Genomic DNA, 21,726 nt, shown 5'->3' with positions numbered 1-21,726 from the left:
TATGAAACGACCATATCAAAGTGATTTTAACACACAGGGGAATGATTATTCCAGCATGGTTAGTTCTCCCGAAACAAGTTCGGGACAGGCTATATGGCAAATCAAAACAAATTATAAACAGATGAAAAAAATAAATTTAAGTTATATAATGATTCTTTTGTTGCTGAGTTTTACACTTAGTTCCTGCGAAGACTGGTTAGATATGCATTCGGAATCGAAATTCGATAGTAGTTCAGTTTTTGAATCTGTCAGCAGAGCAGAAATGGCGGTTTTAGCCTGTTATCCAAATACTTTTAACCGGGAATTGTATTACCAATTGGGTATGGGTACCGACGAGTGCATATCAAGTGAAGGTGATACCAATTCAAAAAATCAAATTGGAAACTACGTTTACACCACCTCAAACATTCCTTCATCAACATATACAGCCTTATATGCAGGTATTGAATATGCCAATGTTTGTATAAAAAAGCTTACAGCGATGCGAGAGGGGAGCTCTGTTTCCGATCAAAAAAGTATTGATTATTTGTTGGGTGAAGTATATGCCATACGAGGTATGAATCTTATGAATATTGTTAGATTTTTTGGTGATGTGCCATATCCAACAAAACCTGTTGAAGATATGGATACGTTTACCTCATCAAGAGTAAGCCGCGATACGATTATGGACGGAGTTATTTCGGATCTTCAAAAAGCAACAGAATTACTTCCCTGGAAAAGCCAAGGTGTATATCCAACCCCTGAACGATTTTCAAAAAATGCGGCTTATGGCATACTGGCCAGAGCAGCTTTATATGGAGCAGGATATTCATTAAGATGGGATCTGGAATCGTATTCTTTAGGATCGGTTACATTGGCTCAAAGAGCTGATAAAGAAAAAATTAATGAGCTTTATAAAATAGCTTCCGAAGCGTGTTATGAAGTTATTCAAAAAGGAGAAAATGAATTGGAGAATAACTATGCAGATGTTTTTCGGGATTTAGTTAATGGTCGGTATAACTCTGAATCTTTGCTTGAAACTGGTCAATATGGATCTAACGTGAATGGATATTCTATAGGTTATACGAATGGTATTTATTCTCACCCTAATAGCATGTATTCAAAGGTAAAACCAGCTATGCACGCTATTCCCACCTACTGGTTCGATTTTAACGATGGAGATACCAGAAGAGATGTAACGATTTGCAATTATGATATTAATTCAGATGATGAGCGTAAACTAAGTACATATGCGGGATGTACCATAGGCAAATTTAGGGTAGACTGGAAAGCTGAGATTGGTGTTGCGGTGAATAAGCGTAATATTAATTGGCCTATGTTACGCTATGCAGATGTTTTGCTAATGTATGCTGAGGCAGAAAATGAACTGCATAGTTCACCTGGAACTGAAGCTGAAAAAGCCTTAAAGGCTGTACGTATGAGAGCATTTAACAATGATGAGTCTAAAATTGGTGATATTCCCTCTACTTACAATGAATTTAAAAAAGCGATTATAAATGAGCGAAAACTGGAATTAGGATTTGAAAGTTTAAGAAGAACGGATCTGATTCGCTGGGGTATTCTTTTTGAAACATTAACAGAAACGAAGCAAAATTTAATAAAATTAGCTAACCATACAGGATCTTATCATGATGCTGACATGTATAGAGCATACAATTCTATTAAAGCAACAGAATTTGAAGATCCCCTTGTTGCCGTAAATTATTTGAGTTATAAAAATGAATTATCTGATACTGAAATAGCAGATTTGAAAACCCAGGGATATACCGTACTTGATATGTTTGGAAATGATGATTTATCCAATTCAAAAACTTTAAATGCAGATGAAATATGGATTGAATCTCTATTTAGAGGATTAGAAAAAAATAAAGTAGAACTATTACCATTAAATCAAAATATGATTGATGTGAATTCTGGATTAGAGGGGCAGCAACATCCTCTTTATTAATGATAATTGGTTCTCGTATTTAAATTGTGTGACATTTAATTTATTGTTAATAAGATTATTAATTTAGAATTAGTTTAGGGAAATAACAAAATTACCATTGCTGGGCAATCAGCGCCTGGCAGTGGTAATTGTCTTAAAATACTATTATTATAAGAGTGTTATTTCTTCTTCTGTTGTAAAAATCATTTTCCCGTATAAGTCTGATTGTTTACGAAATGCATTAGAATCAACCATTTAGATCTGTAGTATGAGCCCGTACAATATTCCATAGATTTGTACAATCCTTCATACGATGCATTATCTTCATGTCTTAGATTTGAGTTTCCATATCTATACCAAAATTAAAGTGTATTTTTTTAGTAAATGACGAAAATTAAATCCATAAATAATATAGAATTTATCCTATTATGAAACAATTCTTACTAATTGGAATAGCCTGTTTGGCCTTATTCGCCTGTCAAAATAAAGTGCCTGAAAAAATAAACCGATACGAATTAGTAACGCGAAATAATCCGGTCATAACCAAAATTGACGAATTAAGTTCTTTATCGGTTGGGAATGGAAATTTTGCTTTTACGGCAGATGCCACAGGATTGCAAACTTTTCCAAACAACTATAAAAATGGGGTTCCTCTGGGAACTCAATCACAATGGGGATGGCATAGTTTTCTTAATCCCAATAATTATAAGACGGAAGAAGCTTTAAAAACCTACAATTTTAGAGGAAAAGATGAGTTGTATGCTGTGCAAAGTAGAACTCAGGGAAGAGCGCATGATGCAGCCAACTGGTTTAGGAAAAATCCGCATCGTTTACATTTAGGTTATATAGGATTGGAATTAAGTCATCAAGATGGAAGTGCAGTTAATCCGGAAGATATCACTGATATTCATCAGGAATTGAAATTGTGGGATGGTTTACTGCTTAGTCAATTTAAATTGGATTCTGATTCTGTTTTGGTGAAGACAGCATGTCATCCATCTATAGATGAAGTGCAGGCACAAATATCATCAGCACTTATTGGTAAGTCTCAGTTAAAAATCAATTTTAAATTTCCTTATCCAACAGGAAATCATTCAGATGATGCCAGCAATTGGGATGTCCCCGAAAAACACAAAACGGAGGTCGTTTCTCAAGGTGATGGCTTTTGTTTGTTGAAACGGACATTGGATAATGACTGTTATTTTGTGAAAATTAAATGGGAAGGAAAGGCGCAGATGGATGAAAAAGCTCCTCATTATTTTGTTTTATCGCCAAGCAGTAATCAATTTTCTTTTACCTGTGCCTATTCGAAAGAGAAACCTGATAATACAGATTCTTTAGACAATGTTCTTGTGAAATCATCGGAATATTGGCAATCATTTTGGAAAAATGGTGGTGCCATTGATTTTTCGAAATGTACTGATAAACGAGCGAACGAATTGGAACGACGCGTAATTTTATCTCAATACTTAATGGCGATACAATGTGCCGGATCCATTCCTCCGCAGGAAACAGGTTTAACCTACAACAGTTGGTTCGGTAAATTTCATTTGGAAATGCACTGGTGGCATGCTGTTCAATTTGCATTATGGAACCGGACTGATTTATTGGAGAGAAGTCTGGATTGGTATTCTACAGCTTATTCAGCAGCAAAAAAAATAGCCGAACGGCAAGGCTTTGATGGTGTTCGCTGGATGAAAATGACCGATACTTCGGCCACCGAAGCACCTTCTTCGGTAGGTTCGTTTTTAATTTGGCAACAACCACATTTTATTTACATGAGCGAGCTGGTATACCGCAGTCATCCTTCGAAAGAAGTGCTTACCAAGTATAAGGAGCTGGTGAATGCAACAGCTGAATTTATGGCCTCATTTGTCACTTATGATGAGAAGGGAGACAGATATGTTCTGAAAGGAATTATTCCTGCACAGGAATCATTACGGGCAGCAGAAACTATTAATCCGCCATTCGAGTTGTCTTATTGGCATTATGCCTTATCAGTTGCCCAAAATTGGCGCGAACGCTTAGGCGAAAAAAGAAATGAAAAATGGGATGATATAATAGAAAAATTATCGCCATTAGCCGAAAAGGATGGTTTGTATCTGGCAGCAGAAGATGCTCTGGATACTTACGAAGATATCCGTTTCACTTCCGATCATCCGGCCGTATTGGGTGCTTTGGGGATTTTACCTCAATGCAAATTGGCAAGACCGGACGATATGAAAAACACCCTTAACTGGATTTTAGATAAATGGAATTGGGATGAAACATGGGGATGGGATTATCCTATGGTAGCAATGTGCGCGGCCAGATTGGGTGAACCTGAAAAAGCAGTGGAAGCTTTGTTAATGGACAAACGAACCAACACCTATTTAGTTAATGGTCATAATTATCAGGATGATCGTTTAAGGGTTTATCTGCCTGGTAATGGTGGTTTGTTAACTGCTGTTTCCATGATGTGTGCCGGATGGGATAACAATACGATTGGCACTCCCGGATTTCCTAAGGATGGAAGCTGGAATGTGGTATGGGAAGATTTGGCTGTAATGCCTTAATCAGGAATGAAAAACACAATAAAAATTGAATGAAATTATTTTTAACAGCAATATTATCTCTTTCATTTATCTGTGCAGGAGCTCAGTATAAATCTGATGCGAAAAATAAATTGGAACGGGAACTTCGATACCAACCAGATAATGATGGTTTTGTTATCCTTAATGGGAATAAAAAATTTAATCGGGCACTGTATGGAGGACATAGTGCATTTCGTGTAGAGACCGGAGATGTGCCTGAGTTTGGTTTTTTTATGCCAAATATGGGTGGAAATCTTCAATTGGGTCTTGTGAACGGGCAAAACAGCGTCTGGTTAAATAGTGCTTCTCAAATTAAAAGTACTTATTATCCGGGATGTCGAATTTACGAAATACAGGATTCTTTTATCAGTAATGGTATTATAAAACTTGCGGTATTGGCTTTGGCAGATTCAGACGGGATGATCATGAAAATTGAAACTGAGAACATCCCTGAAGGTACTGAACTTTTATTGATGTATGGCGGGGCAAGTAATAAACGGTTTTCGCGAAATGGGGATCTTGGTGTGGATAAACCGGACTGTTTTGATTTGCATGCCAATGATTGTTTAGGTAATGATTATAGTATTTACAAGAACTGTTTTTTGTTGGATTATGGACAGAACACTAAAAACCCCAGATCTATTGAAGCTTGTTTTCCTGTAGATTCAAAGCTAAAAACAGGATCTCCGTTCTCTTTAGATTCTCCCATGCAGGTTTGGAACTCTAAAGTGTCTGATAATAAATCTGTTTTGTTGGCAAAAGTACCGTTGGAAAATTCGGTGAAAAAGTTTGTGTGTATTCAGTTGAAGAGAGATAAGTGTTTGAAATATAGTGATTTATCGAAATCATACCATCGAGCAGAAGCAAGAAGAAAAGAAATTGCAAATGCAGTTCAAATAGAAACGCCGGATTCTTTTATTAATCCATTAGGCGGTGTATTGAGTACTGCTGCCGATGCCATTTGGGACAATTGCTGGATGCATGGAGCCATTGGTTGGAGGATGCCGCTTAATGGTTGGCGGGCTGCTTATGTTGGAGATTGTGTTGGTTGGCATAAAAAAGCCAGGCAGCATTTCGATAATTATGCAGCATCGCAAATAACCGATATAGAACCATCAATTCCTCATCCAGCTCAGGATTCCTCTCTGAATTTGGCAAGAGCTTTAAAAAAATGGGGTACTCCAATGTATAGCAATGGTTACATTTGCCGCAATCCAAATCAGACAACAAAAATGCATCATTATGATATGAACCTGTGTTATATTGATGAGTTGCTTTGGCATTTGAACTGGACTGGAGATTGGGAATATGCCAAAAAAGTTTGGCCGGTTATCAAGCGCCATCTGAAATGGGAAAAATTAAATTTTGATCCCGATAATGATGGCCTATATGATGCTTATGCAAGCATTTGGGCAAGTGATGCTCTTTATTACAACAGTGGTGCAGTTACACATTCTTCGGCATACAATTACAGGGCGAATAAAATGGCTGCATTAATAGCTTCAAAAATTGGAGCAGATCCGCAAGTTTATCTTGCTGAATCTGAAAAAATAATGAAAGCACTTAACTCAAAACTTTGGTTGGCTGAGAAAGGGTGGTGGGCAGAATACGTTGATTTTATGGGAAATAAAAATGTTCATCCCGATGCAGGTGTTTGGACAATTTATCATGCCTTGGATTCTGATGTATCAGATATATTTCAGGCTTATCAGGCCACAAGGTATATGGACACTGAAATTCCTCACATTCCCGTTCAAGCTAAGGGATTGAACGATGGGATCAATTACGAAACAATTTCTACAACTCATCGGTTTCCATACTCTTGGTCTATTAATAATGTGGCTTTTGCCGAGGTGGCTCATACCGCACTTGCCTATTGGCAGGCAGGTAGATACGATGAAGGTTTTAAACTGTTCAAAAGCTCTGTTTTAGACGGAATGTATCTGGGAAGCAGTCCCGGTAATATCGGACAAATTAGTTATTACGATAAAGCCCGAGGAGAATGTTACCGCGATTTTGGTGATCCTGTTGGAATGTATTCCAGAGTATTGGTAGAAGGGTTATTTGGAATTCATCCGGATTTATTAAACAACCAGCTGGAGCTTCGTCCCGGATTTCCTTCCGGATGGGAGCATGCAAGTATAGCTACTGCTGATATTACTTTGAAATTCGATAGGGAAGAAGAAACGGATATTTACTTGATCAGAAATAAACTGGCTGAAAAGTTAAATCTGGAATTAAAGGTGTTGGCAGTAAGAGACCAAATTTCAGAGGTTTTGGTTAATGGAGAATCAAAATCATGGTTGCTTGTTGAAAATATTGGAAGTCCTTTGATTCAAATTAATGCTGAACTAAAAGATAGTGCACAGATTCAAATTGTTTGGAAGGGTAAAAATCTTAAAAAATCAGATTACCAAAAAATAGGAGTGGCTGATGATCAATGGAAATTTAGCACAACAAATAAAATTGCAGCTATTTACGATCCTCAAAATGTATTGAATCAGGCATCTGTGAAATCCAAATCCATTACGGGACAATTAGTGGGTGAAGTAGGAAACCGGACTTTATTTGCACAATTAGAACAAGGCCAAATGAAATGGTGGGAACCGGTAAATATTGAAATTAAAGATGCATTTGATATTTCTTATAATGCCGAAGATGAAGAACTGGCCTTTTCAATCACCAACAATGGCAACAAGTTATTTTCGGGCAATGTGATGGTAAATCAGTTTTCAATTCCGTTGTCAGTAGAAGCAGGACAAACATCAGCTTTAATTAAAATTCCTGATACTTGTGCTGTATTTGGCAGTAATCGGCTTCAAATTTTGAATGATGATAAGTGTTTATTTCAAAAAACAATCACCAATTGGAATGTGAAAGTAAATTCCGGTAATTATAAAATGGTGAATATGGATCAATTTTTTAATGCATCTGTATCGGATATATTTAAGCAAGAGTATTTGTCGCCAAGGTCGCCTTATACCACTTTGCAAATTCCAACACAGGGAATTGGCGAATGGTGTCATCCGACCCATACAGCAGAAATTGATGACAGTGGGTTAAGAGCTTCTGCTAAAAATAACCTTCTGAATACACCATTTCATGTTCCGTTTCGCACGATTTGTGATTTAGAAAGGAAAAATACAGTTTTTATCAGTTTGTGGGATAATTATCCAACGAAAGTGAATATTCCGGTATCTGGAAAGGCACGACATGCCTATTTTATGATGGCTGGAAGTACAAACCACATGCAATGTCATATACCAAATGGACTCATAAAAGTTCATTATACCGATGGCACTCACGAAGAATTAAATTTAGTCAATCCGGATAATTGGTTGCCAATAGAGCAGGATTTGTATGTAGATGATCACGCTTTTGCTTTGGAACGACCAGCTCCATACCGAATAGCTTTTAAAACGGGAATTGTTAGCAGGAATTTGGGCGATGAATTAGGGATAAACAAAGACGAAGTAGATGGAAGAGAAATAGAAGGAGGGGCGGGTATTTTCATTGATTTGCCTTTAAATTCATCCAAAGAATTGCAAAGCATAAGCTTGGAAAGCCTGGCAAACGATGTTGTGATCGGATTAATGGGAATCACTTTATTAAAATAAATACCACAGAGACAAATATCCAACGATCTATTATTTGATCATTGAAAAATAAATTTAAATAGATGGAATGTCCATGTATAAAGCTTTCTACACACAGGGAAATGATTATTCCAGCATGGTAATCCCTAAAGCTTTCGGGACCATCTGATAAAAACTTAAAATTATAAACAGATGAAATACAGATTATTATATGCTTTTTTTTTGCTTTTTGTATTCTTTAGAACTTCAGCAAAAGTGTTTTTGCCGGCAATTATTTCAGATAATATGGTATTGCAGCAACAATCAGAAGTTACATTGTGGGGCAAAGCCTTATTTGGAGAAAAAATAAATATAAACACCAGTTGGGGAAAAAACTACTTTACCACAAGTGGCAAAGATGAAAGATGGAGTCTTATTATAAAAACACCAAAAGCATCAGCAAACCAAACCATTACTATAAAAGGTGAAAATACCATTGTTATTAAAAATGTATTAATTGGCGAAGTATGGTTATGCTCCGGACAATCAAACATGGATTTTCCGGTAGCTAAAATACTAAGATGGCAAACAGGGGTTATTAACTATGAGGAAGTTATTCAAGAAGCCAATTATCCCGAAATCAGATTATTTCATATCGATCAAAAATTATCGCCCGAGCGTGAATTGGATAGCTGTAATGGACATTGGGAAATTTGCAATAGTGAATCTGTAAAAACGTTTTCTGCTGTTGGCTACTTTTTCGGACGTAAACTTTACCAAAACCTGAACGTTCCAATAGGTTTAATTCAATCTACATGGGGGGGAACTCCTGCTGAAGCATGGACAAAAATGGAGGTAATGGAACATGATTCTGTTTATACTGCATTAATTAACGAGTTTTATTCTTCCAGAGATCATTATCCGCAAGACCTAAAACAATACGAAACAAACTTAAAAAACTATGAGCTGGAAGTCGCCAAATTAGCTTCTGCTAATACCGATGAAAAAATAAAGAAACCATCCAAGCCCAAAGGTATTTATCACAACAAGGCTCTTTCAACATTATGGAACGGAATGATCCATCCCATTATTAACTATTCCATAAAAGGTGTAGTTTGGTATCAGGGCGAATCCAATTCCATCAGATACAATGATTATCAGTATGTGTTTACCAAAATGATTGAAAGTTGGCGAACAGAATGGCAACAGCTGGAAATGCCATTTTACTTTGTACAAATTGCACCCCATTACAAACAACCTCCGCAAATTCGTGAAGCTCAGTTAAAAACATGGCAATCAGGAAACAATACAGGAATGGCAGTGATAACCGATGCCGGAGATTCAATTAATATTCATCCGCATAACAAACAAATTCCAGGAGAGCGTTTGGCAAACTGGGCTCTGGCAAAAACATATAAAAAGAAAATACCCTTTTCAGGACCAAGATTTGTATCCATGAAAATAAAAGACCATCAGGCTGTACTTTCTTTTGATTTTTGCAATAACGGACTTATGTGCCCGAATGATTCCATAAAAGGTTTTACGGCAGCATCTTCCAATGGTGTTTTTTATCCTGCCAAGGCGACAATAAATGGCGGAAAGATAATTGTATCATCAGAACAGGTAAATCAAATTGAAAATGTAAGGTATGGATGGGGCAATTTCTTTAGGGCTAATTTATACAATATAGAAGGACTGCCTGCATCTCCTTTTAGAACTGATACTACAAAATAAAACGATAATTATTACAATATGAGAACAATAATTCTTTATTCACTACTCCTAATAAGTCAGCTAACACAAGCACAATCAACAGCTGTTCAGTTTGCAGATTCGGAGATGAAACGATTTCCTGAAGCCTGGCAGTTGGATCATGGTAAGAGATTGTATTTTGGTTATTCGCAAGGCTTGGGATGTTTGGCAATGCTGAAAGTATGGAAGGAAACCGGCAACAGCAAATACCTCGACTATGTTATCAAATGGTCCGATTCGCTTATAAATGAAAATGGAGAGATTCATTTATACAAAGTTGAATCGTATAACATCGACTACATTAATTCCGGGAAAATTCTTTTTGATGTATATAAAGAGACGGGAAATGAGAAATATAAATTAGCCATGGATCGATTAATTCAGCAACTAAAGATGCATCCCCGAACACACGAAGGAGCTTTTTGGCACAAGCTTATTTATCAGCATCAGGTTTGGTTGGACGGTTTATATATGGGAGCTCCTTTTTTAGCTCAATATGCTGTTACTTTTGATCAATCGGATTTGTTGGATGATGCTATCAATCAGTTTGTAATATGCGCTAAACACACCCGAGATGCGAAAACAGGTTTGTATTATCATGCATGGGATGAAAGCCATAATCAGAAGTGGGCTGATAAGATAACCGGTCAGTCACCAAATTTTTGGGGAAGAAGTATGGGCTGGTGGTTTATGGCTCTGGTTGATATATTGGATTACGTCCCTGAAAATTATCCGCATAGAAAAAACTTACTGAATATTGTTGATGGTGTGGCAGAAGCACTGTCGCATTATCAGGATGAAACAGGATTGTGGTATCAGGTTTTAGATCAGGGATATAGAGAAGGAAATTATCTGGAAGCATCAGCTTCTTCGATGTATATGTACTGTTATGCAAAAGCTGTAAACAAAGGATACATCGATAAAAAATACCGAAAAACAGCACTTAAAGCTTACAATGGCTTGATGAAAAACCTGATCGTAAAAAATGAGGATGGCACATTAAGCTTAACCAAATGTTGTGCCGTTGCTGGTTTGGGCGGAAAACCATATCGAGATGGCAGCTTCAATTACTATGTCAACGAAAGAATTAGAGATAACGACAGTAAAGCTACCGGACCATTTATAATGGGATGTTTGGAGTTGGGAAAATAAAGAATCATAAAAAAAATAAAATGAAATTATTCACGAAATATATCTGGTTTATACTTTTAGCGGGTTGTTCCATGGGGGGACAAAAGCCAGAAAATGAGTCTTATAGATTTTCATATTTATATGAAAATTTACCTTTTAACATGCCTTTCGTTTATGCACCGCAGTTTCCCGATCGGGAAATAAACATTACCTCCTTTGGAGGTATTGGTAACGGGCAATTCAAAAATACAGAGGCATTTAAAGCGGCCATTGATGATTTGGCTGAGAAAGGTGGAGGAACTTTGCTGGTACCTCAAGGAATATGGCTGACAGGACCAATTGAACTGAAGAGCAATATTAATCTTCATCTTGAAAAAGGAGCTTTGATTCAGTTTAGCCGGGACTTTAACGATTATCCATTGGTGGAAACCAGTTTTGAGGGACTCGATACACGACGTTGTCAATCGCCTGTATCAGGAAAGAATCTTAAAAATATTGCGATAACAGGACAAGGATGCATTGACGGATCCGGAGATGCTTGGCGACCAGTAAAAAAGCAAAAGGTTACAGAGAGTCAGTGGAAAAAAATAACAGCAAAAGGTGGTTCTTATAAAAGATGTGATTATTGGTTTCCCAATGAAAAATCGCTTAAAGGTGATGCTGTAAGCAGTATGAATGTTCCTAGGAATTTAAAGACAGAGGAAGAATGGCAATCCATTAAAGATTTTCTGCGTCCGGTTATGATTAGTTTGATTGAATGTGAGAATGTGCTTTTGCAAGGAGTCAGCTTTTCAAACTCTCCAAGTTGGAATATTCATCCATTAATGTGTCGAAATATAATTGTTGATAATGTAACAGTGAGAAACCCATCTTATGCTCAAAATGGTGATGGTCTTGATTTGGAGTCCTGCGAAAATGCCATTATTGTAAACAGTAAATTTGATGTAGGGGATGATGGTATCTGCATTAAATCGGGAAAAGATGAAGATGGACGCAAACGTGGAATTCCGACCGAAAATGTGATTGTTGATAATTGCTTTGTGTATAAAGGCCACGGAGGTTTTGTTGTTGGTAGTGAAATGTCCGGTGGGGTTAAAAACATTAAAGTAAGTAACTGCTCGTTTTTAGGTACTGATGTTGGATTGCGTTTTAAAAGCAGAAGAGGAAGAGGCGGTGTTGTTGAGAACATATATGTTTCAAACATTAGCATGCAAAATATTGTTACTGACGCGCTTTCTTTCAATTTATATTATGGCGGAAATTCACCCTCCGCAGAACTCATAGGAGACAAAAAGTCTGATGTGGAAGCAACAAATATCCCTAGTGTAAATGAAGAAACGCCAAGTTTCCGTAATCTTTATTTTAATGATATTGTTTCTGTAAATTCACGACGGGCTATGTTTTTTAATGGTCTGCCGGAAATGAAAATCAGCGGTATTCAAATTGAGAATGTTTATATGTCGGCTCAATTGGGTGGTAAATTTTGTGAATCGGAAAATATTAGCCTGAAAAATGTTTCTATTTCGCCACTTACGGGACCGGCTGTAATCGTTGAAAATGTTTCAAACATAGAGTTTGATAATGTTTCATATCCTGATAGTTTGAAAACAGGATTGGAAATCTGGAACACAGACATTCATCAGATTAAGGATAAAACAAGCAGTTTTTCCGAAGATAAAATTGAATTGAAGAACTGATATTAATAGAATAGAAAATCAATTAATAATTAGAAAAACAGATAGACAGATGAGTTGGAAACAAATAAGTTTAATAGGAATATTCCTGATGATATCTATTTCAAGTACGGGGCAGGATTTTGAGCCTGATCTCTCTTCCTGCAATTGGATTGCTGATGTAGGAGCTAGAACGCAACCTGTTTCAAGAGGAGTAATCTACAATCCTTCCGATTTTGGTGCCGTTGGAGATGGTGTTACCTTGTGTACCAAATCGATACAGGAATCTATAGATAAATGTGCCGAACTTGGTGGAGGTGTAGTTCGCTTTCAAACAGGTATTTACCTTACAGGATCGGTGTTTTTAAAATCTAACGTAATTCTCGACATCCCGAAAGGGGTACAAATAGAAGGAAGTCAGGATATTAATGATTATAAAGAAATTCCAACAAGAGTAGCTGGTATTGAAATGGATTGGCCTGCAGGATTAATTAATATTATTGATCAGCATAATGTGGCCATTACTGGTGATGGTGTTGTTCATGGCAAAGGAAAAGTATTTTGGGACAAATATCACAGCATGCGCAAAGAGTATGACCCGAAAGGTTTGCGTTGGGTTGTTGATTACGATTGCAAAAGACCAAGAGGTATCATTATCGAGAATTCAAAAGATGTAATGTTGAAAGATTTTGTGTTGTATCAGGCTGGTTTCTGGTCTGTTCATATTTTGTATTCGGAATACGTAACCGTTCAAGGCATGACGATCAATAATAACATTGAAGGAAAAGGACCTAGTACCGATGGCGTCGATATTGATTCATCAAGCAGAATTCTGGTGCAAAATTGTTACGTAAATTGTAATGATGATAATTTTTGCTTAAAAGCTGGCCGGGATTCTGATGGTTTAAAAGTGAATCGTCCGTGTGAATATATTGTGATTCGTGATTGTATTGCCGGCCGTGGCGATGGTTTGTTTACTTGTGGTAGTGAAACTTCAGGAAGTGTCAGAAATGTGCTGATATACAACATGAAAGGATTAGGGACTAAATATGGTTTGCGATTTAAAAGTACTTCGCAAAGAGGGGGTACAATCGAAAATATTTACATGTATAACATCCAAATGGATGGGGTAAGGGATCCGTTTGTTGTGAACTTAAATTGGAATCCATCCTATAGCAATTCAAAATTGCCTGAAGGTTATAATTATGGAGAGTTACCGATTCATTGGAAAAAATTATTGGGGGTAGTACCACCTGAAAAGGGCATGCCTAAATTCAAAAATATGTTTTTTGAAAATGTTCATGCCATTAATGCTCAAACGTGCATCAAGGTAACCGGTATAGAGGAAAGTACCATTGATAATTTTCAGTTTAAGAATGTAAGCTTCGAAGGAGATAATGCTGGGAATATATCTTATGCAAAAAACTGGAAGTTTGCTGATTTTAAAGTGCGTGGAGCAAAAGAAAATAAGTTAAAGCTTAGCAATAACAAAGATGTTAGGATTAAAGACTAAGCTGCTATGCTCAATGGATTTAGCTTTTAGTATATCTATGTAAAGGAAAAGAGACTGTCTTAAATTGATGGTCTCTTTTTCGTTTTCAACTATTTAGTAACGGTTCCCCGCAGTTCAGACGGATTTTGTCCTACTTTTTTCTTAAATATCCGGCTAAAATAATGAATAGACTGAAAGCCAAGTTCGTAACTGATTTCTTTCATCGATTTATTAGTTGTTAGAATCAGTTCTTTTGATCTCATAATTTTTAAATCCAAATGATATTGGTGGGGAGAGATCCCTGTATATTTTTTAAACATCTTTCGGAAATAGGAGTAGCCAATGCAATTATCTTCTGCAAGTTTTTGAAGATCTACCTCTTGTTCAATATGTTCCCGCATGTAAAAACGAGCTTCCTGAATTAGCTTTTCAATAGGTTTTCCAGAGAAGTTTTTTTGCTTTTCCCAGGCAACTATACATCCCAGTAATTTAATTACCAGTCCGGCAGCAATGTGCTGGTTTCCTGGATCTTCGTTTCGAACCATCTCGAAAATTTTGTAATAAGTATCAATAAAATCTTCGCGCACACCGCAATGGATAACCGATTGTCCTTGCAGAATTTGATTTTCCTGTAAAAAGTGATTCGCAAACATGCCGTCAAAACCAATGTAATGTTCAAGCCAACCTTCATTTTTGGTAGGTCTGTAGCGATGCCATTCCCCTTTTCGGATAATTAGTAATGAACCGGGCTTAACCGCAAATTTTCCCCGGGCGTTTTCGAGTATCCCTGTTCCTTTTGTAATGTAGTTAATCTGATATTCATTTAGAGTGCGTCCTTTTGCCCATGAAAAGTGATATCCACTGGGATGTTCTGCAGAGGGATAGCTGATTCCTGAGGGGACTTTTGATTTTCCGGCCACATTTAAATAGAGCCCCCAATCCTTGTCTTCTTCACTTGCAGATATGTATTTGAAAAAATCTTCCATTGTTGGTCCAAAAAGTGCAAATGAAACGCCAGTTTGTGTATTGAAATTATGTAGGTGTCAATATACATTTGTGTCTCATATTATCAGAATATAACAAAAACAAAAATACCAATTAAATCAAACTAAATCCGAAAATATGCACGCGTTATTAGGAATTATTTATCATTCATTAGGTGGAGTCGCATCAGGTAGTTTTTACATGCCTTTTAACAAAGTAAAAGGCTGGGCATGGGAGAGCTTTTGGATTGTTGGCGGTTTATTCTCATGGTTAATAGTACCACCAATAGCAGCATATTTAACGATTCCAGGCTTTTTTGATATTATTTTAGCCAGTTCATCCCAGATTTTTGCTCTTACATTTACATTAGGCCTTTGTTGGGGCATTGGCGGCCTTACTTATGGTTTAGGTGTTCGTTATTTAGGCATGTCATTAGGGAATTCGGTGGTTCTTGGATTTTGTTCAGCTTTTGGCGCAATCGTTCCTTCTATATATTACAATATTAATCCAACAGCGGGGAAGGTTTCTTTTACCGATATGTTGGCCTCTTCAGGGGGACAATTAGTGTTAGTTGGAGTAGTAGTTTGTCTTGTTGGTATTGCCTTGTGTGGTTATGCAGGAATGTTGAAAGAAGGTGAGTTAAGCGAGGAGGATCAAAAAAAGAGCGTTGCAGAGTTTAGTTTGGTGAAAGGTTTAGTGATCGCTATTTTATCTGGTATCCTTAGTTCATTCTTTAATTTTGGTATTGAAGCAGGTAAAACCATGGCCGAATCGGCAGCCTTATTACCCGATTATTTATTTGAAGGTTCAAGTCACTTGTTTCAAAACAATGTATCATTTGTGGTAATTCTTTGGGGGGGACTAACAACCAATTTAATATGGACTACTATTTTAAGTTTTAAAAATAAGTCCTATAAAGATTTTGGAAATAAATCGACACCTATCCGGAATAACATCTTGTTTTCTGCACTGGCCGGAACCACATGGTTTCTCCAGTTTTTCTTTTACGGAATGGGCGAGAGTAAACTTGGGAATGGTGCAAGTTCCTGGATTCTTCATATGTCCACCATCATTCTAACCGCTAATATGTGGGGAATCTACCGAAATGAATGGAAAGGAGTAGCTCCTAAAACAAAATGGACGATAACTATTGGTATAGCCGTTATTATTGTTTCCGTGGTGATTGTTGGTTTGGGGAATGCAATGTAAATGGCATTTTTTTTAAGTTTTAGAGAATATTAATTCAGATGATTCACCTGTTTCTGTTGAATTAGAAGAAGTATTTTATTTAGAATATATACGTGTTATGGCAAATAAAGAAATGATTAAAAAGGCCTATGAGTTGGCCAAGGAGCAGTATGCTGCTTTAGGTGTTGATACTGAAGCTGTATTGAATAAAATCAATGAAATTAAAATCAGTCTTCACTGCTGGCAAACTGATGATGTGTCGGGTACTGAGAATCCTGACGGTCAACTTTCCGGAGGTATTCAGGCTACAGGTAATTATCCTGGAAAAGCACGTAATGTAACTGAAATTATGGCTGATCTGGAAAAGGTAATGTCATTGCTGCCAGGTAAGCAACGCGTAAACGTACATGCTTTATACGGTGACTTCTCTGATGGAGCTGCTGATCGTGATGCTATTGAAGTAAAGCATTTCCAAGGATGGATAGACTGGTGTAAAAAGCAAGGTATTGGTATGGACTTTAATGGTTCATTCTTCTCTCACCCTAAGGCTGATAGTGGATTTACTTTATCTTCTAAAGATGAAGAGGTACGTAAATTTTGGGTAGAACACCTTAAGCGTACACGCGAAATTGCTGCTGAAATTGGTAAACAGCTGGAAAGCCCTTGTGTATTGAATACCTGGATTCCTGATGGATCTAAAGATACCCCGGTCGACCGTAACGGAATGCGTTCACAGTTGACTAAATCTCTTGATGAAGGTTTCGCCACAGAATTTCCAAAAGAATACATGAAGGATGCTGTTGAGAGTAAAGTATTTGGTATAGGTGCTGAGTCTATGACTGTAGGTTCACACGATTATTACCTGGGATATGCTATCAAGAACAACAAAATGATTTGTTTGGATAATGGTCACTTCCATCCAACAGAGGTTGTAGGAGATAAGATTTCTTCGTGCCTTCAGTTTGTAGACGAAGTATTACTTCACGTGACACGTCCTGTTCGCTGGGATTCTGATCACGTGGTAACACTTAACGAAGAAGTACAGTTGATCGCTTCTGAAATAGTACGTAACGACTTTATCGGTCGTGTAAATGTAGGTCTTGACTTTTTTGACGCTTCTATTAATCGTATTGGTGCTTATGTAATAGGTACACGTGCAGCACAAAAAGCGTTTATGATTGCTATGTTGGAACCTACTTCTACATTAGTGAAATATGAAGAAAACGGGCAGGATTTTGAACGTTTAGCACTTCTTGAGGAGTTGAAAACAAAGCCATTTGGTGCTGTTTGGGATTACTACTGTTTACAAGAAGGTGTACCTGTTAGCGAGGATTATATCGCAGAAATACAAGCTTACGAAAAAGAAGTTTTATCTAAAAGATAAGTAGAAGGAGCTGGATGATGAAACACATTTGTTTCATCATCTGGTTCGCTTTTTTATTGAATCAAAATTACAATAGATGGATACTAAAGTAATCGCAGTTTTTGATATTGGTAAAACCAATAAAAAAATACTTCTATTCGATCGGGTGTTTAATTTGGTTTATCAATACGAAGAGAAATTTTCGACGACAGTTGACGATGATGGTTTTGAATGCGATGATATTCAATTGATTCAAAATTGGATGGTGAATACTTTAAGTGTTCTTGTTGAGGAAGGAAAGTTCGATATTCAGGCCATTAATTTCTCAACCTATGGTGCATCTCTTGCCTTTTTAAACAAAGAAGGTAAATTAGTAACGCCAATTTACAACTACCTAAAGCAAGTAAATCCTGAAATTCAGGAATCCTTATTTCAAGAATACCGCGGAATGGATGAGTTTTGCCGTCAAACGGCCAGCCCGGCTTTAGGATTGCTTTTAAATTCTGGAATTCAGGCACTTTGGTTAAAAAAAGAAAAACAAGATGTTTGGGAAAAGGTGGAGAATATACTTCATTTTCCGCAATATCTTTCTTTGGTTTTAACCGGGCAGATAACATCTGAACCAACCTCTATTGGCTGTCACACTTTTCTATGGGATTTCGATAAAATGCAATATCATCCATGGCTAAAAAAGGAAGGCTTAAAATTGCCAAAACCTGTTAATAACGATCAGGTTTATCCTGCTCTGATTAAAGGAAAAGAAATTAAAACAGGCGTTGGTATTCACGATAGCTCCGCATCCTTGGTTCCTTATCTTCACAACTCAAAAGAAGATTTTATTCTTGTTTCCACCGGAACGTGGTGCATTAGCATGAATCCATTTAACGATGAGCCTTTAACAAGCGAACAATTGAAGAACGATTGTTTGTGTTTTCTGACTCCTGAAAAGCAACAGGTGAAGTCATCCCGGTTATTTATAGGGCATTTTCATGAAGCATGCATTGCCAGGCTCAATCATCATTTTAATGCAAGTGATAAGTATTTTCAAAATATCGATTATTGCGAAGATGCAGTAAATTCCATCAATCTAAAATTCGGCAAAGCTTTATTGTTTTTCCCCGAAGGAATTGAAAAATTCAGTGAAGGACTCGAAAAAGTGGATTTATCTGTTTTCGCAGATTATGATGAGGCATACTCTCGCTTGGTAATGGAATTAACCCGTTTGTGTGTTCGTTCTATAGAACTTGTTATTCCGAAAAGGGATACAACAAAAACGATTTACGTATCAGGAGGTTTTTCGCGAAATAAAATCTTTGTAAGTCTTCTTACCAATTACTTTACGGACAAAAAAGTTCGTACTTCTGAAATTGATAATGCAAGTGCGCTTGGAGCGGCCCTGGTAATTGCCGGAAATTTAGAGGGTTTTACAACCAATAAAATTGAATTAGAGTCAAAACAAAACATAACAATCTCAAAATAAACAAAAATGAATACTTGCAGACGAATTTACCTGCCACCTTTAAGTTTGGTAGGTCCAAATGCTTTACTGGAATTAAAAGATGAACTGGCCGCCAGAGGTTTTACAAAAGCTTTATTTGTAACAGATGAGGTTTTGGTGAAGATTGGTGTGGCAGAAAAAGTGGAAGATGTACTAAAAGGAGCTGGCCTGGATTATGTGACTTATAGTAGTGTAAAGCAAAATCCAAATACCGAAAACGTAAAGGAAGGTTTAGCTATTTTAACAGAAAATAAATGTGATTGTATCATAACCTTGGGCGGTGGTTCTCCTCAGGATTGTGGTAAAGCTGTTGGTGTTTTAGCAACCAATGGAGGTTCTATTGAAGATTATGAAGGAATTCATGTTTCAAAAAAGAAATCTTTACCAATAATCGCAATCAATACAACTGCCGGTACTGCAAGTGAAATTACGATCAACTATGTGATCACTGACGAAAAGCGTAAAGTAAAAATGGTGATGGTTGATAAAAACTGTTTGGTGGATATTGCAGTTAACGATAGTATGTTAATGTTGAATAAACCTGCCTCTTTAACAGCTGCAACAGGAATGGATGCCTTAACTCACGCCATTGAAGCTTACGTAACTGCGGGTGCTTTTGAATGGTCGGATACGCTTGCACTAAAGTCGATAGAGCTAATCGGCAGTAGTTTAAGAGATGCAGTAAAAGATGGACAGAACATCGAAGCAAGAACTAAAATGGCTTGGGGACAATTCATTGCTGGACAAGCATTTTCAAATTGTGGATTAGGCTATGTACACTCAATGGCTCACCAGTTGGGTGGAATGTACGATTTGCCTCATGGTGTTTGTAATGCAATTCTTTTGCCTTATGTAGAAGAATTTAATGCTGAGGTGTGTGGCGAAAAATTGGGTAAGGTAGCAGAAGCCTTGGGTGCTGATGCAACAGGCATGTCGGTAGATGAAAAGAAAAAAGCGGCTATTGCTGCTATTAAAAAATTGTCAAAAGATGTTGGTATTCCTGCAGGATTAAAAGAATTGAATGTTGATCCGAAGGACTTTGAAGCGATGGCGAAAAATGCGATGGCTGATGTTTGTACTGGAGGTAACCCAAGAGAAGTTTCCTTGGAAGAGACCATTAAGATTTACGAAGCAGCATACTAAAAAGAAATTATTTAAATCTTGTGTCTCGATACTTGTGTCTTGATACTAACATAAAAAATGATGAAAAATTTTAATCCGAATTTATTACATCCAAAAACTCAGTTAACACAAGTTATTGGTAAAATTTACAGAGATGGAATGACCACCACATCAGGAGGGAATATCTCTATCATGGATGAAAATGGCGACATGTGGGTAACCCCATCGGCTATTGATAAAGGCAAATTGACCGAAGATGATATTATTTGTGTAAAAAAGGATGGATCGATTGTTGGCAAGCACAAACCTTCGTCGGAATATCCTTTTCACAAAGCAATATATGATGCTCGTCCTGAAATAAAAGCAGTAATTCACGCGCATCCGCCGGCATTGGTTTCTTTCAGTATTGTTCGCGAAGTACCAAATACCAATATTATTCCTCAGGCTAAAAAAGTATGTGGAAAAATAGGTTATGCAGAATATGAATTGCCAGGTAGTGAGGCTTTGGGAGCAGTAATTGCAAAACAATTTATTGGCAGCGATTACATGGCCGTAATCATGGAAAATCACGGTACTGTTTTGGGTGGTACAGATATGCTGGATGCTTATACTCGTTTTGAAACATTGGAGTTCTGCTGTCAAACCATCATTAACGCCAAAGGAATTGGTAATCCAACTTACTTAACCGATGAGCAAATTAAAGCCTACGAAGCTCAAATGCCCGAAGTTAAAGACTGCAATACCAATGTGGTAAATACAACCATCGAAAAAGCGCTTCGATCGGAGATTGTTGAATTTGTTCACCGTGCTTGTCGTCAAAATTTAATGATCAGCTCTTTTGGAACAATCTCGATGCGTGCCGAAGGAAACGATTTTTTGATTACTCCAACAGGAACAGCCCGATGGGATCTTAAAACTGAGGACATTGTTCAAATTAAAGATGGTAAACCGGAGGAAGGCAAAACACCAAGCCGTTCAACCAAGTTGCATCAGATGATTTATGAGCAAAATCCAAATGTGAATACAATCATTATTACTCAGTCTCCCTATTTAATGGCTTACGGTACAACAGGCGTTAAATTTGATGTAAGAACGATACCGGAAAGCTGGATTTTCTTACAGGATGTACCTTGCCTGCCAATTGAAACTCAATTTCAAGGGAATACTACAATTCCCGAAATGATTTGCGATACAGTTCCTGCTGTTTTGGTTGCAAACAACTCATTTTTGGTAACTGGTGGCTCTATGATGCAGGCATTTGACCGTCTGGAAGTAGCTGAGTTTAGTGCTAAATCTTTGGTGATTGGTGCTCCGTTAGGAAAAATGGTTCCTATTAATGATGAGCAGGTTGAAGATTTGAGAAAGAAATTTTTAAGTTAATTTGAATCAGTATTATAAAGCAAAAAAGATGAACTCAACGGTTCATCTTTTTTATTTTATTAAAATGA

The 21,726-nt window shown here is 37.1% G+C and carries 13 protein-coding genes; 12 read left to right on the top strand and 1 reads right to left on the bottom strand.

The genetic code is table 11. From position 1 onward, the window contains the following. Position 1: 1 nt before the first annotated feature. From ACY0M5_RS17185 to ACY0M5_RS17155, 7 genes are all read left to right on the top strand, one after another. Positions 2-1,948 carry a RagB/SusD family nutrient uptake outer membrane protein gene (locus ACY0M5_RS17185; protein ID WP_461630008.1) on the top strand — a complete coding sequence of 649 codons (1,947 nt, stop codon included), beginning with the start codon at positions 2-4 and terminating at the stop codon, positions 1,946-1,948. A gap of 407 nt (positions 1,949-2,355) precedes the next feature. Next, complete coding sequence (locus tag ACY0M5_RS17180; RefSeq protein ID WP_461630007.1) at positions 2,356-4,482, top strand: hypothetical protein; 2,127 nt, start codon at positions 2,356-2,358, stop codon at positions 4,480-4,482. Between the two features lie 29 nt (positions 4,483-4,511). Beyond that, positions 4,512-8,117 carry a DUF4450 domain-containing protein gene (locus ACY0M5_RS17175; RefSeq protein ID WP_461630006.1) on the top strand — a complete coding sequence of 1,202 codons (3,606 nt, stop codon included), beginning with the start codon at positions 4,512-4,514 and terminating at the stop codon, positions 8,115-8,117. A gap of 171 nt (positions 8,118-8,288) precedes the next feature. Beyond that, the gene (locus ACY0M5_RS17170) at positions 8,289-9,809 is read left to right on the top strand and encodes a sialate O-acetylesterase (protein ID WP_461630005.1); all 1,521 of its coding nucleotides are present in this window, start codon (positions 8,289-8,291) and stop codon (positions 9,807-9,809) included. A gap of 18 nt (positions 9,810-9,827) precedes the next feature. Further along, positions 9,828-10,979, top strand: a complete 1,152-nt coding sequence (locus tag ACY0M5_RS17165; protein WP_461630004.1) for a glycoside hydrolase family 88/105 protein — start codon at positions 9,828-9,830, stop codon at positions 10,977-10,979. A gap of 20 nt (positions 10,980-10,999) precedes the next feature. Next, positions 11,000-12,655 carry a glycoside hydrolase family 28 protein gene (locus tag ACY0M5_RS17160; RefSeq protein ID WP_461630003.1) on the top strand — a complete coding sequence of 552 codons (1,656 nt, stop codon included), beginning with the start codon at positions 11,000-11,002 and terminating at the stop codon, positions 12,653-12,655. Between the two features lie 49 nt (positions 12,656-12,704). Next, a complete protein-coding gene (locus ACY0M5_RS17155) occupies positions 12,705-14,144 on the top strand; it encodes a glycoside hydrolase family 28 protein (protein WP_461630002.1) in 1,440 nt (479 codons plus the stop codon). An 89-nt stretch (positions 14,145-14,233) separates the two neighbouring features. On the opposite strand, the gene ACY0M5_RS17150 is transcribed toward ACY0M5_RS17155, so the two are convergent. Next, positions 14,234-15,109: an AraC family transcriptional regulator gene (locus ACY0M5_RS17150; RefSeq protein WP_461630001.1), complete on the bottom strand. Its 876-nt coding sequence runs from the start codon at positions 15,107-15,109 to the stop codon at positions 14,234-14,236. A gap of 136 nt (positions 15,110-15,245) precedes the next feature. Between ACY0M5_RS17150 and rhaT the strand changes: the two genes are divergently transcribed. From rhaT to ACY0M5_RS17125, 5 genes are all read left to right on the top strand, one after another. After that, positions 15,246-16,316, top strand: coding sequence for an L-rhamnose/proton symporter RhaT (gene rhaT, locus ACY0M5_RS17145; protein ID WP_124993026.1), 1,071 nt, complete (start codon positions 15,246-15,248; stop codon positions 16,314-16,316). 97 nt (positions 16,317-16,413) lie between these two features. Next, entirely contained in the window at positions 16,414-17,679 is a 1,266-nt protein-coding gene (locus tag ACY0M5_RS17140) for an L-rhamnose isomerase (protein ID WP_461630000.1), read from the top strand. 76 nt (positions 17,680-17,755) lie between these two features. After that, a complete protein-coding gene (locus ACY0M5_RS17135) occupies positions 17,756-19,138 on the top strand; it encodes an FGGY-family carbohydrate kinase (RefSeq protein WP_461629999.1) in 1,383 nt (460 codons plus the stop codon). 6 nt (positions 19,139-19,144) lie between these two features. Next, positions 19,145-20,299 (top strand): iron-containing alcohol dehydrogenase, encoded by a 1,155-nt coding sequence (locus tag ACY0M5_RS17130; protein ID WP_461629998.1) that lies wholly within the window; start codon positions 19,145-19,147, stop codon positions 20,297-20,299. A 60-nt stretch (positions 20,300-20,359) separates the two neighbouring features. After that, positions 20,360-21,658 carry a class II aldolase/adducin family protein gene (locus ACY0M5_RS17125; protein WP_461629997.1) on the top strand — a complete coding sequence of 433 codons (1,299 nt, stop codon included), beginning with the start codon at positions 20,360-20,362 and terminating at the stop codon, positions 21,656-21,658. The last annotated feature ends 68 nt before the right edge of the window (positions 21,659-21,726 follow it).

Origin of the sequence: Labilibaculum euxinicum (assembly GCF_963678175.1) — a bacterium.
GTDB classification, from domain to species: Bacteria; Bacteroidota; Bacteroidia; order Bacteroidales; family Marinifilaceae; genus Labilibaculum; species Labilibaculum euxinus.
This window is presented reverse-complemented; position numbering and strand designations above follow the sequence as displayed.